The 12,745-nt window shown below is 69.2% G+C and carries 10 protein-coding genes; 3 read left to right on the forward strand and 7 right to left on the reverse strand.

From position 1 onward, the window contains the following. Nucleotides 1-170: 170 nt before the first annotated feature. The 6 genes from ACQUQR_RS13055 to leuS form a co-directional block, all read right to left on the reverse strand. Nucleotides 171-1,742, reverse strand: a complete 1,572-nt coding sequence (locus ACQUQR_RS13055) for a tryptophan--tRNA ligase (RefSeq protein WP_435196984.1) — start codon at nucleotides 1,740-1,742, stop codon at nucleotides 171-173. Nucleotides 1,743-1,844: 102 nt separating this feature from the next. Further along, on the reverse strand, nucleotides 1,845-2,852 hold the full coding sequence (gene endA / locus ACQUQR_RS13060; protein ID WP_435196923.1) for a tRNA-intron lyase: 1,008 nt from the start codon (nucleotides 2,850-2,852) through the stop codon (nucleotides 1,845-1,847). 38 nt (nucleotides 2,853-2,890) lie between these two features. Then, on the reverse strand, nucleotides 2,891-3,610 hold the full coding sequence (locus ACQUQR_RS13065; RefSeq protein WP_435196924.1) for a DUF91 domain-containing protein: 720 nt from the start codon (nucleotides 3,608-3,610) through the stop codon (nucleotides 2,891-2,893). Between the two features lie 36 nt (nucleotides 3,611-3,646). After that, complete coding sequence (locus ACQUQR_RS13070) at nucleotides 3,647-6,001, reverse strand: DEAD/DEAH box helicase (RefSeq protein WP_435196925.1); 2,355 nt, start codon at nucleotides 5,999-6,001, stop codon at nucleotides 3,647-3,649. Nucleotides 6,002-6,042: 41 nt separating this feature from the next. Next, the gene (locus ACQUQR_RS13075) at nucleotides 6,043-7,461 is read right to left on the reverse strand and encodes an MATE family efflux transporter (RefSeq protein WP_435196926.1); all 1,419 of its coding nucleotides are present in this window, start codon (nucleotides 7,459-7,461) and stop codon (nucleotides 6,043-6,045) included. Between the two features lie 92 nt (nucleotides 7,462-7,553). Continuing rightward, the gene (leuS, locus tag ACQUQR_RS13080; protein ID WP_435196927.1) at nucleotides 7,554-10,187 is read right to left on the reverse strand and encodes a leucine--tRNA ligase; all 2,634 of its coding nucleotides are present in this window, start codon (nucleotides 10,185-10,187) and stop codon (nucleotides 7,554-7,556) included. A 107-nt stretch (nucleotides 10,188-10,294) separates the two neighbouring features. Here leuS and ACQUQR_RS13085 point away from each other — a divergent pair, with 107 nt between their 5' ends. Continuing rightward, nucleotides 10,295-10,564, forward strand: coding sequence for a DUF7535 family protein (locus ACQUQR_RS13085; protein ID WP_435196928.1), 270 nt, complete (start codon nucleotides 10,295-10,297; stop codon nucleotides 10,562-10,564). A 44-nt stretch (nucleotides 10,565-10,608) separates the two neighbouring features. Here ACQUQR_RS13085 and ACQUQR_RS13090 read toward each other — a convergent pair whose 3' ends face one another. After that, a complete protein-coding gene (locus tag ACQUQR_RS13090; protein WP_435196929.1) occupies nucleotides 10,609-11,601 on the reverse strand; it encodes an ornithine cyclodeaminase family protein in 993 nt (330 codons plus the stop codon). Nucleotides 11,602-11,743: 142 nt separating this feature from the next. Between ACQUQR_RS13090 and ACQUQR_RS13095 the strand changes: the two genes are divergently transcribed. Together ACQUQR_RS13095 and ACQUQR_RS13100 are read left to right on the forward strand one after the other, a co-directional pair. Next, nucleotides 11,744-12,046: a hypothetical protein gene (locus tag ACQUQR_RS13095; protein WP_435196930.1), complete on the forward strand. Its 303-nt coding sequence runs from the start codon at nucleotides 11,744-11,746 to the stop codon at nucleotides 12,044-12,046. Continuing rightward, nucleotides 12,043-12,582, forward strand: a complete 540-nt coding sequence (locus ACQUQR_RS13100) for a helix-turn-helix domain-containing protein (RefSeq protein ID WP_435196931.1) — start codon at nucleotides 12,043-12,045, stop codon at nucleotides 12,580-12,582. The genes ACQUQR_RS13095 and ACQUQR_RS13100 overlap by 4 nt, the downstream gene beginning before the upstream one ends. The last annotated feature ends 163 nt before the right edge of the window (nucleotides 12,583-12,745 follow it).

Raw genomic sequence — 12,745 nt, forward strand, 5'->3', positions numbered from 1 at the left:
CCGACCACGGCGGTTTCCGTCGGGACCGGGGTCCCGGCTCCACCGCCGTCTCAGGCCGCGAAAAAGAACCCGAACCCGACGCTGGTCGGTTCACGGACGGTCACGGTGGCGGGTTCGGGTGCCATACCCCCACAGAGCGGCGAGCGCAGGAAAAACGTATCGGAGCGGGCTCAGCGCCGCCGCGGACTCTCCAGCTCGATGTCGGCCTCCGCTAAGAGGTCCGCGACCTCCTCGCGTTTCTCCTGGTGGTCTGCGAGGAACTCTCGCATCAGCACCGCGGCCTGCTCCTTGCAGTCGCCACAGAGCCGGTCGCCGCCGACACACTCGTCGTACACCAGCTTCGCGAACTCGTCGTCGTCACCGGACAGCAGGTACGCGTAGAGTTCGTAGACCGGACATTTGTCGGCCTCGCCGCCGAGTTCGCGCTGCTCCTCTGCCGTCTCGCGCCCGCCCGTCGTCGCGGCCTTCACCTTGTCGTAGCCGTCTTCGGGGTCGTCGAGCAGCGAGATGTGGCTCGCGGGGACGGAGGAGGACATCTTCCCCCCGGTCAGGCCGGTCATGAACCGGTGGTAGATGGAGGAGGGCATCCGGAAACCGTAGCCCCCGTTGTCGACCTCGACCTGCCGGGCCAGCTCCTCGGCCTCGGCGATGGAGAGGTCGAACGCGTCGACGTGCTCCTCGAACACCCGTTTCTCGCCGTCGATGGCCTCGATGAGCGCCTCGAACGCCGCGTCGGTGGCGTTGCGGACGAAGAAGCGGGTTCGGGGACGCAGCGGCTCCTTCCCGGCGTTCTGGAGTTTCTTCACCGCCGAGTCGACGGCCGTCGTGGCCACTCCCTCGACCGTCTCCGTGCGGGCCCAGTCGGCCGCCTCCTCACAGCGCACGTCGGCGTCGTCACCGCCGAGCGCCTCGTAGGCCGCGCGCATCACGACCCGTTCCTGGTCGGTCGCCTCGAAGCTCGCGAACGCCTCGCTCACCTTGAAAAACCGCATCCGGACGGCGAGGTCGCGGGCTAGCCGGACGTGCGGGTCCTGGTCCGGGCCGACGGGGATGACGGTCGGCTTCGGCTCGTCGAGCTGGGGGTAGAGGATGTCCGCCATCTGCGTGACGACCGACTGCATGTGCGAGACGTCCGTCTCCCCGTCGAAGCCGTAGATGGCCTGCAGCTCGGAGAAGTTCGCCTTCGCGCCGAGTTCGAACGCCAGGTCCTGCACCTCCCGGTTCGCGGACTGGCGATACAGCTCACCCTCCTCGGGGTCGAAGCCGAGCGCCAGGAGGGAAAGCAGGTAGTCCCGCGCGTGCTCGTCGATCTCCTCCCACGTCAGCCCACGGGCCGCGTGCGCCTCCAGGTCGGCGATGAGGGCGTAGGCGTCCGCACCCTGCTTCTGGTGCCAGATGATCTCGTCGAACACCATCTTGTGGCCGATATGCGGATCGCCGGTCGGCATGAAGCCGGAGAGGACGGCGGCCGGTTCGTCGTTCGCGAGCGCCTCGACCACCGGACGATAGTCCCGGTGGCCGAAGATGACGCCGCGGCGCATCAGGTAGTGGGGGTTCGGCACCTCGGGGAGCACCTCGTCGAACTCCTCGATGCCGAACTGCTCGAACAGCTTCCGGTAGTCGTCGATGGTCGCCGACCCCCACGGGTCGAGGGCGACGTCGTCGACGGCTCCGCCGTCTGCCCGCGGCGTCTTCGACGCCGAGGAGTCCGCTCCTGCTGCACTCCCACCGTCCGGAATCATCGCCGGCGGGGAGGCGTCACCCTCGGTCTCCTGGTGGTCGCTCATATAGGTCGAAATCCGGCGGGTCGCCACAAAAGGGGTTCGCTTGCGTGTGGCTGCGTCTCAGGGCGTGAGCCGCGAGGCCGCGCGCCACTCGACCGACTCGCCGTCGGTGAGCGCGAACGCCATCCGCTTGCGGACGCCGTGGGCGAGCCGCACGTCGAGTGCCAGCTCGCGCGGCGAGAAGGCGTGGGCCGCGGGGAGCACGCGCACGAGGAGCTCGGAGTGGCCGAGTTCGTCGACGCTCTCCACGTCGGCGTAGGTGCGGAAATCGGCCCCGAACTTGAAGCCGGTCTTGGGGACGACCCCCTGCTCGCGGAGGTGGCGGTAGACCGTGAGTCGGCGGTCGAACCGCTCGCCCTCCACGGCCTGCCCGCGTTCGAGGACGGCCGCGTCCCCCTCGATGATGTCGAGGACGCCCTGTTCCGCGAGATACGACGCCTCGATGAGCGAGAGCTGGAGCGCCGTGGTCTCCTCGTCGAGCGGCCGGCCGTAGAAGCCGCGGTCGTAGAGTTCGTCGGCCTCGCCCCAGACGAGCACCTGGTCGTCGAGCAGGTCGGCCTCGATGCCCGACGGGAGGTCGATCCGCGAGCTCCCGCCGATCTCGGGGATCTCGGTCTCGAAGTAGGTGATCTCCGATTCCTCGTCGACCACCCCGAGCACGACGTCCCCCAGCGAGCGCGCCGAGATATCGGCCCGTTCGCCCACCACGCGAACGCGGTAGGCCACCTCGTCGTCCCAGGGCCCCTTCCCGCGCGGGAAGACGACGAAATCCTCGTCGCCGGGGGTCTCGACCCACCCCTCCCGGTCAGGGACGAGGTAGAACCCCCGGTCGCGGAGGTCCTTGTAGACGATGAAGCGAGCCGTCAGCCCCTGGACGGACCGCAGGAACGCCCGCAAGCCGTCGCCGTCGATGGAGTCGAGGTCGCCACGGTAGAGCAGATGTGCGGCCTCGACTGGAGCCAGCGTCAGTCCGGCCCCGTCGGGGATACCGTACCCCCGCGAGTCGTAGAACCGCTCGCGGGCGTTCGGCCCGACGTGGACCAGGTTCCCCCGGAACTCACCCTTCATATGCGGGTAGGCAACGCGGAGGCGCAAAACCCCTCCGGTCAGCGAGCCGTCTCGCACCCCGAATCCAGACACTGCACGCCCGCGCCGGTGGCGAACGCGGGCAGCCCACAGTCGCAGGTCCCGGTCACGACGCCCTGCGGGAAGCCGGTGTTCCAGTCGCACGCCGGATAGGCGTCACAGCCGACGAGCAGCGGCCCCCGGCGGATGACCCGCAGGTCGTCGCCGCAGTCGGGACAGTCCCACGCGCCGTCGAACGCCTCCTGTACCTTCGCGTCGAGCGACTCACACGCCCGGTCGACACACACCTCGAACGGGTGGCCGCGCTCCACCCGCATCCGGGGGAGGCCGCAGTCACAGGGGCCATCGAGCAGCGTCGCGTCCGCCGGGGTGCCGTAGCGCGCCCCGCAGTCGATACAGGAGACGGCCTTGCGGGTGCGAACGAGCGCCCCGTCGCAGTCGGGACACCTCCCGACCAAAGTTCCGGCGTCGCTCGACGGGACGGTCGCCTCGACGACGGCGTCGTGGACGTGGACGGTGAGCGCCCGCTGCCCCTCCCGCGCCCGGACCGTGATGGGGTCCGACTCCACGACGAGCGAGGTCGGGCGCGTGAGCCACGCCACGGGCTGATAGCCCGACGCGTCGTGAACGAGGACGGTGTTGTCGGGTTTGACGAGGACGGCGAGGTTTCCGTGGCGTTCCTCGCCGTCGCTCTCGTCGTCGAAGGTCGCGGTACACTCCCCTGCATACAGGCGGAACATGGGGCCGCTGGTCCCCTTCTGGGATAAGAAGCTACGTCACGACTCGACGCGGACCGTCCGCGACTCCGTGTGCGGCAGGAGCGGATAGTCGGGGAACGTCACCTCGACGCGGTATTCGAGTTCGTCGGTCGTCGGCGAGCCGAAGACGCCCACGGGGACGGTGGCCTCGCCGAGATAGGCGCTCGTCGCGGTCATCTCCACACCGTTGACGGTGACGCGAATCCCGGCTTTCGCGCCGTCGCCCGCGTTCTCGATATCGACCTCGCGCATGTCGTTCGCCCCCGTCGCGACCGAGGTGGGGAACGCGCCCCACTCGATCTCGGGGGCGGGCAGCGCCCGTGCGTGTTCGAGCACGCGGGCGGCGACGCCCTCCGAGAGCCCCGCGTCGACGAGCCCCTCGACCCCGGCCGCGCGGACGGCCGCCGGCGTCTCGATCCCCTCCTTCGCGAGCTTGTGGGCCCGGCCCGCGCCGATGCCGTCGATGGCGGTGAGCCCCACCGCGTCGCTCGAAATGCCGTGGTCAACGCGCGCCTCCACGCGCCGGGCGAGGTTCGCAGCGCGCGGGTGCGCGAACTGTTCGAGGAACGCGCGGAGCGCCGCGAGCAGCCGGAGGGCGTTCTGTTTGATGACCCACGCGTCGCTGGAGAGTTCACCGGGGGTCGTCCCGCGCATCGCCCCGCGGACGATGGCGAGCACCTTCCGGTTCCCGGGGTCGAGGTGGCTCCCCTCGTCGCCGAGGACGGCCCGCACGGCGTCGCGCTCGGCTCGACGAGCGCTCACGGAGTCGAACTCCGCGGCGTCCGCGACGGCGAGACAGATGTCGGACTCGGAGAGGTCGTCCTCGCGGGCGAGCGCGTGGAACGCCTCCGCCGTCTCCAGGCGCATGTAGAACTTCGAGGCGAGCCGTCCGAGGGGGGTTCCCTCCACGCCCAGGTTCTCGTCCGTCTCGATGAACCCCGCGTCGACGAGCCCCGAGAGGGTCTCGCGCACGCGCTCGCGCAGACGCCCCCCGCTCGGGTAGTCGTCCGGCGCGGACTGCGCCCGCACGTAGTAGAACGTCGTCTCGAGCCAGTCCATCACGTCGTCGAGCGCCCGCACCGTCCCCAGCGAGATCTCGGCGTTCAGATGCGCGTCGAGCTCCTCCGCGAGTCGGGACTCGATCTCCTTTCCCTCCTGCAGGAGTTTCCGGTACTTCTCCCGGTCGGCGCCGTCACAGACGACGTAGGCGTAGCCCGCGTCGTCGTAGCCCGGACGGCCCGCCCGCCCGAGCATCTGGAGCACGTCCAGCGGGCTCATGTCCACCTCCCCCTCGAGGGGGTCGTGGATCTTGGTGTCGCGGATGACGACACACCGCGCGGGGAGGTTCACGCCCCACGCGAGCGTCGACGTGGAGAAGAGGAGCTGGATCTTCCCCTCGCGGAACCACTTCTCGACGGCGTTCTTGTCCTCCCGCGAGAGCCCCGCGTGGTGGAACGCCACCCCGTCGACGACGGAGCGCCGGAGGGTGTCGTTCTTCAGCTCCTTCGCGGCGCTGTGGAAGTCGTACTCCCCGCGGGCACCCATCTCGATGTCGCGTTCGGCGACCACGTCACGGGCCTTCTCCGCGGCGCGGACCGTGTCCTGTCTGGAGGAGACGAAGACGAGCGCCTGCCCCCCGTCCTCGATGTGGGGTTGGGCCAAATCCAGCGCGCGGTAGAGCCGGCGGTACTTGTCGGCGAAGGAGTTCTCCCCGTGGGCGTACGTCTCGACGCCGGCGTGCAGCGGGACGGGGCGGTAGTCGTCGCCGTACTCGAAGGTGCACTCCGGGGGGGCGTCGAGCCACTCCGCCACGTCGGCGACGTTCGGCATCGTCGCGGAGAGCGCGACGATACGCGGGTCACAGAGCCGGCGCATCCGGGAGATGGTCACTTCCAGGACGGCCCCGCGGCGGTCGGAATCGAGGAGGTGGACCTCGTCGATGACGACGCAGTCCACGTCCGTGATGAACGAATAGCGCGGCGTATCGTGTTTCCGGGTGGCGGAATCGGCCTTCTCCGGCGTCATCACGAGGATGTCGGCGCGCTCGGCGCGCCGGGGGTTCAGGTCGCGCTCCCCGGTGACGACGTAGACGGAGTAGCCCAACTGCTCGAACCGCTCCCACTCCGACTCCTTCTCGTTGGTGAGCGCGCGCAGCGGAGCCAGAAACAGCGCCGTGCCATCCTCCGAGAGGGTCTTGGCGATGGCCAACTCGGCGAGTGCGGTCTTGCCCGACGCGGTCGGGGCGCTCACGACGACGTTCTCGTCCGAGTCGAGGAGGGCCGGAAGGGTCTCCGTCTGCATCCGGTTGAACCGCTCGAACGGGAAGGCCTCGGCGAACCCCGGCACCGCCTCGCTGACATCGACGCGGGTCACTATCGGGAGGGGCGTGTCGGGCGGGGAAAGACGTTTCTCATCTAGTCAGCCGCGGCCTGCTGTGCGGCCCGCGAGAACAGCCCGTCGGCGACCGACTGCCAGTAGTACGCCCCGATCGCGACCGCGGCGACGAGGTTCGAGATCGTGACGGCCCAGAACACGCCCGGTGCGCCCATCGAGAGGGCGAACACGGCGACGAGCGCGACCGGGAGCCGCACCCCCCAGAACTGCCCGAGCGTCGCGTAGAAGCTGACCGTCGTCTGCCCCGCGCCGTTGAACCCCCCTTCGACGAGATAGGAGACGGCCATCGCCGGGTAGCCGAGCGCCAGGATCTGCAGATAGAGCACGGAGAGCCGTACGGCCTCCGCGGAGAGCTCCGGGGCGAGCAGGCCGACGATGGGCTCGGGGACGAACCACTGGATCACGCCGACCGTCGAGAGGCCGACGAGCGTGACCGCGCCCCCGGCGAAGACGGCTCGCTCCGCGCGCTCGGGGTGTTCGGCGCCGAGGTTCTGACCGACGACGCTCTGGACCGCCTGCTGCATCGACCCCGCGGGGACGAACGCGATGCCCGCCACCCGGGCGCCGAGGAAGTAGGCGGCGAGACCGGCCGCCCCGCCCGCGACGAACGCCACGGAGACCATCACGAGCCGGACGGACTGCCGGGCGGCCTGCTGGCCCGCGACGGGGAGCCCGACGGCGACGAGCCCGCGGAGGTCGGACCACGAGACGGCGAGGTGTCCCCGGGCGAGCATCCACCCGTTGCGTCCGGTGAGGATGACCCCAACCGCGAGCAGGAAGGCCGTCCCCTCGGCGACGACGGAGGCGGCGGCCGCGCCCGCGACGCCGTACTCCGGGATGCCGAGGGGGGCGTAGCCGAAGATGAGAAGCGGGTCGAGGACGACGTTCACGGAGACCGCGAGCACGTTCATCGCGAGCGAGGTCTTCGAGTCGCCCCACGCGATGAACCCGGCCTCGGCGGTGTCCCCGAGCGCCATGGCGAGAAAGCCGATCGCCGACACCTGGATGTAGGTGACTGCGGCCGCTTTCACCGCGCCGGCCCCCGCGCCCGGCTGGACGGAGATGAGCGCCCCGACGACCGGCTCGGTGACGACGTAGACGACGGCCCCGGCGACGACCGCGACGACGGCCGCGAGCAGGAGGCCGTTGAAGTATCCCCGTCTGGCCGCCGCGGTGTCGCCGCTCCCGACCCGCCGCGAGACGACGACCTGCGTCGCGACGAACGGCATGAAGAGGATGACGCCGGCGGCGAACGCGACGGCCGGGGCCGCGAGCCCCACCCCGGCGACGGCCGACTCGCTGTAGCGACCCAGCCAGAAGAAGTCCACCGTCACGCCGACGACGCGGACGAGGTTCTGAGCCACCAGCGGGGCAGCCAGCAGGAGGAGCGCCGGGGTGAGCCGTCCCTCGGTGATCTCCTCGGGCGAGACGTGCAGCATTACCAACGATTTTTCAGCACATCCTACATTAAGTTTCGTAAAAGATTCGTCCGGAGTGAATCCGCTGTCGCCCCGCAGGCGACGGAACGTGCCTAGTCGATGTTGATGGCCGGGCGACCCGGCTCGGCCTTCCGGGCCACGTCGTCGGCGGCCTCCTCGGCGGTGAGCACGCGCACGTCCGCGTCGAACTCCTCGGCGAACAGCCACGCCGCGCGGCGCATCGTCTCCAGCTCCGTCTCGGGAGGGAGCGTCAGCGAGAGCGCCTCCCGTTCGGCCTGCAGGTCCTGTCCGTAGCTGGCGGCGGCGTCACCCTGCTCGCGGATGGCGGGCTCCTGCATGATCTCGGAGATGACGTTCGGGGCGTCCGACTCGACGGCGATCTCCAGCGCCCGATACTTCCACTCGGGCGTGACGACGATGTCGATCGCAGAGGGGTCCTCGATGCCGGCCACGTCGAGGATCTGGCGCACGTCGCGCTGGGTGTTCTCGACCAGCCGCCGGCGCTTCTCGTAGTCCGTGGTGTCCGACTCGGGGGTCGGCCACGGCGCGTCGACGACGAAGTCGTCGTTGCCCAACTCCCGCCAGAGTTCCTCCGAGATATGCGGCGTCACGGGCGCGAGCAGGCGCACCGCGACCGACAGCCCGCGCGCGAACGTCTCGCCGTTGACGGCGGTGTGCTCGCGGTAGCGGCGCAGCAGGCCGACCAGCGAGCGCGTCTCGCGCAGCGCGGTGTTGAACGTGAGCGATTCGAACTCCGAGACCGCCGTCGCGATGGTGGCGTCGATCTCCCGAGAGACGTACTCGGCGATGGCGTCGTGCTCGCCGTTGGCCGCCGCGCTATCGAATTCGGAGACCAAGTCGTACAGCCGGCTCAGGAAGGCGCGGGCGGACTGGACCCCCTGGTCGTCCCAGTCGAAGTCGCGTTCCGGCTGGGCCGCCTGCATCGTGAACAGGCGGGCGGTGTCCGCGCCGTACTCCTCGACGATCGCTTGAGGAGAGACGACGTTCCCCTTCGATTTGGACATCTTCGACCCCTCCAGCTGGACCATCCCCTGTGCCAGCAGGTTCGTGAACGGCTCGCGGGTCTCCACGAGCTCCATGTCGGCGAGCACCTTCGTGAAGAACCGCGAGTAGAGCAGGTGCATCACGGCGTGTTCGATGCCGCCGACGTACTGGTCGACGGGCATCCAGTCGTTCGCGCGCTCGGTGTCGAACGGCGCGTCGTCGAAGTCGGGGGAGACGTACCGCAGGAAGTACCACGAGGAGTCGACGAAGGTGTCCATCGTGTCCGTCTCGCGGGTCGCCTCCTGCCCGCAGTCGGGGCAGCTCGTCCGCTTCCACTCCTCGGCCGCATCGAGGGGGTTCCCGGTCGTGTTGATGAACTCGGGCAGCTCGACGGGGAGCTCCTCGTCGGGGACCATCACGTGCCCGCAGTCCTCGCAGTTGACGACCGGGATGGGCGTCCCCCAGTAGCGCTGGCGGGAGATCCCCCAGTCGCGCAGCCGGTACTGGGTGTGGAACTCTGCGCCCTCGGTCTCCTCGGTGATGCGCTCGCGGGCCTCCGCGGAGGCGAGCCCGGAGTACTCCCCGCTGTTGACGACGACGCCGTCCTCGGTGTACGCGCCCTCCGAGACGTCCGGCACGTCGTCCTCGCTGGGGGCGACGACGGGGACGATGTCGATGCCCAGCTTCGTCGCGAACGCGTGGTCGCGCTCGTCGTGGCCGGGGACGCCCATCAGCGCGCCCGTCCCCACGTCCGAGAGGACGAAGTCGGCGACGTAGACGGGGAGCTCCTCGCCCGTGACGGGATTGGTGGCCGTCAGGTCGGTCGGGACGCCGTTGGGTTCGTCACCCTCCGGGTCCGCCTCGTGCTCGACGAACTCCCGGACCTGGTCGTCCTCCTTCATCAGCGACTGGGTGATCTCGTGGCCCGGGGCCAGCGCGAAGAACGTCGCGCCGAAGACGGTGTCCGCGCGGGTGGTGAACGCCTCGACTTCGCCGTGACCGTCGCTGATTTCGAACGGGAGGCGCGTCCCCTCCTGGCGACCGATCCAGTTGCGCTGCATCTGCCGGACGGAGTCGGGCCACCCCTCCAGCTCGTCGATGTCGTCCAGCAGTTCGTCCGCGTACTCGGTGATCTTCAGGAACCACTGGTCCAGCTCGCGCTGCTCGACGGGGGTGTCACACCGCCAGCAGAGTTCGGCGTCGCCTTCGACCTGCTCGTCGGCGAGGACGGTCTCACAGGAGGGGCACCAGTTCACCTCGGCGTCGCGGCGTTCGACCAGCCCCTCCTCGTAGAAGCGGGAGAAGAGCCACTGGTTCCACTGGTAGTACTCCGGCTCGCAGGTGGCGATCTCGCGCTCCCAGTCGTAGCCGAAGCCCATCGCCTCCATCTGGCCGCGCATGGTGTCGATGCAGTCGAACGTCCAGTCGCGCGGGTTCGAGTCGCGCTCCTTCGCGGCGTTCTCCGCGGGGAGGCCGAACGCGTCCCAGCCCATCGGGTGGAGCACGTCGTCGCCCTGCATCCGGCGGTAGCGGGCGTACGCGTCGGTGATGGTGTAGTTCCGGACGTGGCCCATGTGGAGCTCCCCGGAGGGGTAGGGGTACATCCCCAGGACGTACGTCGGGTCCCGGACGTCGTCGGGGGTGCGATACACGGAGGCGTCGTCCCACGCCCCCTGCCACCGTCGTTCGACCTCGGTGTGGTCGTAGCCGTCGTCGGACATAGAGGAGTATTGGGCGTAGCTACCCGTCTCCCGCCCCTATAACTTTCCATCAGACATCCCACTTCCCCGTCGTGCGGCTTATTCGTCCGCAGCCCGTACGAGAGAGTATGTCTACCGAGGGCGAAACGGAGAAACCGGGGCTGCCAGGGACCGTCGGCCGAACGGTGACGCCGGGCTACCGCGGGCATCCGGACACGGAGATGCATCTCCTCGGGTTGCTGTGGGGGGCGCTCCTCATCGTGCTCGTCCTGCCGGTGTTGCCGTTCGTGGTGTTCATCTGGCTCGTGGGGAAGACGCGGTCGTTCCTCTCGAAACAGACGCGGCGGGAGGAGCCAAGAGTGCCGGGACCGCGGGAGCGTCGTCGCCGGCCCGCGTAGCGGGGAGACCGACGGTCGGAACCGGTCGGCTTAGACCTCGCGGCTTAGACCTCGGTGTCGACCAGCTCGAACGGGTAGCCGTTGTCGTTCTCCTTCGCGTGCTCGTAGACGACGTGCGCCGTGGCGATGTCCTGGATCGCGAGCCCCGTGGAGTCGAACACCGTGATGCCGGTCTCCTCGGTACGGCCGTCCTTCGCGCCGATGACGATCTCCCCGATAGCGCCGTGGATGTCCGCGTCGGTGAGCACGCCCTGCGAGTACGGGACGTTGATCTCGCCGGAGTGGGTCGTCTGGTCGTGGTCGTCGATGACGAGCGTCGAGTCGAGGAGGATCTGGTCGTCGAGCTCGTGTTTCCCCTTCGCGTCGGCACCCATCGCGTTGATGTGGGTGTGGTCGCCGACCCACTCGCGTTTCACGATGGGCTCTTCGACCGGCGTGACGGTAGAGAGCACGTCACACGCCGCGGCCTCCTCGATGGAGCCGGGCTGGACGTCGAACTCGTCCTCGAAGCGGTCGATGAAGGCGGCGACCCGCTCCTCGGAGAGGTCCGAGACGACCACGGTGTCGATGGGCCGCACCTCGCTGATGGCCTCGAGCTGGGTGTACGACTGGACGCCCGCGCCGACGATCCCCATCGTCGTGGCGTCGTCGACCGCGAGGTAGTCCGTCGCGACGGCCGCGGCCGCGCCCGTGCGGAGCCGGGTGACCGTCGTCCCGTCCATCACCGACAGCGGGAAGGCGTTGGTGGGGTCGGAGTAGATGATGGTCCCCATCACGGTGGGGAGGTTGTGCACCTCGACGTTGTCCGTGTGGACGTTCACCCACTTGACGCCCGCGGCGTCCCACTCACCCGCGTCGAGGTAGGCGGGCATCGACCGGAAATCCCCGTTGTACTGGGGGAGGTCGATGTACGACTTCGCGGGCATCTGGGCGTCACCGTTCTCGTAGGCCGCGAAGGCCTCCTCGACCGCGCGGATGACATCGGGCATCTGTGCGTTCTCCAGCACGTCGGCCCGGTTCAGAAGCAGCGTCTCCATGCGCGCAAATCTTGCACCGACCACCTTAGTCGCTTCTACCTCCGGGAGGATTCGGGTCGAACAGCCGAGAATCGGGCGGTTTCGGGCGTGAAACCGCCACGGAACGGCGCGAGATTAAGTATCGACGCACCGTATGCGGGATATGGAGCTCCTACACATGGCGAGCGTCGTCTTCGCGCTCGTGACCGCCACAGTGGCGGGGGCCTACGCCGTGCTCGCGTGGCGACTCTTTCGCGCCTCGCCCGTCGGGACGGTGATGCTCCTCCTCGCCGTCGCGATGTTCGGGTCGGTGTGCTACCACAGCAGCCAGCTCGTGCTCGGTGAGGGGCCCGTGAGCGCCCTCATCGAAGCCGGGCTGAACACCGTCCTCTTCGCGCTCGTCCTCGTCGCCGTCCGCACCGACACGAAACTCCGGCAGCTCGCGGAGGGGGAGCCGAGGCGATGACGGACCTCGTCGGGCTCTACACCATCGGCGTCGGCGTCGCGAGCGCGCTCGGCATCCTCTATCTGTTCACCCACAGCACGCACCACGTCGGCTACCGGAACGGGCTGTATCTCGCGCTGGCGGGCATCATCGCCTTCTCCGCGCTCGGCAATGCGGCCGAGCAGTTCTACGACCCCGTCGAACACTGGGTCCACGGCGTCGGCGCGCTGCTCGTCCTCGTCGGCCTGTTCCGCATCGTCGACGAGCGGGTCCGCGAGGCGGACTGGCCCATCGGCCTGCTCGCCGACCCCGCGAGCATCCGCACCCGCGACGACTGGATGACGCCGATGGACGACGCCATCCTCGAGCTGTTCCACTCCGCGGACCTGGTGCTCACGCCGACCGTCATCGCGCTGAACCTCGACCGCTCGCGCGAGGAAGTGAACCGCCGGCTGTCGACGCTCGAACGGGAAGGGTACGTCGAGCGCGTCACCCGCGGCAAGTACCGGATGACCCCCGACGGCGCGGCGTACCTCTACGGCGGGACCCCGACGTGAGCAGCCCCGTCGACCCACCCTCACCCCCTCGGGAGCAACCCCGACGTACCCGTTAACGCCCCGTGAATCCGGGTTAACGCCCCCTTTCCCCGTGAAACCGACCGGCGCGAACGGTGGGTGAACTCGACTGAACCGTCCCGCTTGATTTCGGCTTTCACACGCG

The organism is Natronomonas sp. EA1, assembly GCF_051195035.1.
In the GTDB taxonomy this organism is placed as follows: Archaea; Halobacteriota; Halobacteria; order Halobacteriales; family Haloarculaceae; genus JBNTJV01.

What these genes read in the sequence shown, in the direction of transcription:
- ACQUQR_RS13055 (WP_435196984.1), bottom strand. Translation starts at nt 1,742, where the DNA reads ATGATTCCGGACGGTGGGAGTGCAGCAGGAGCGGACTCCTCGGCGTCG.
- endA (WP_435196923.1), bottom strand. Translation starts at nt 2,852, where the DNA reads ATGAAGGGTGAGTTCCGGGGGAACCTGGTCCACGTCGGGCCGAACGCC.
- ACQUQR_RS13065 (WP_435196924.1), bottom strand. Translation starts at nt 3,610, where the DNA reads ATGTTCCGCCTGTATGCAGGGGAGTGTACCGCGACCTTCGACGACGAG.
- ACQUQR_RS13075 (WP_435196926.1), bottom strand. Translation starts at nt 7,461, where the DNA reads ATGCTGCACGTCTCGCCCGAGGAGATCACCGAGGGACGGCTCACCCCG.
- leuS (WP_435196927.1), bottom strand. Translation starts at nt 10,187, where the DNA reads ATGTCCGACGACGGCTACGACCACACCGAGGTCGAACGACGGTGGCAG.
- ACQUQR_RS13085 (WP_435196928.1), top strand. Translation starts at nt 10,295, where the DNA reads ATGTCTACCGAGGGCGAAACGGAGAAACCGGGGCTGCCAGGGACCGTC.
- ACQUQR_RS13090 (WP_435196929.1), bottom strand. Translation starts at nt 11,601, where the DNA reads ATGGAGACGCTGCTTCTGAACCGGGCCGACGTGCTGGAGAACGCACAG.
- ACQUQR_RS13095 (WP_435196930.1), top strand. Translation starts at nt 11,744, where the DNA reads ATGGAGCTCCTACACATGGCGAGCGTCGTCTTCGCGCTCGTGACCGCC.
- ACQUQR_RS13100 (WP_435196931.1), top strand. Translation starts at nt 12,043, where the DNA reads ATGACGGACCTCGTCGGGCTCTACACCATCGGCGTCGGCGTCGCGAGC.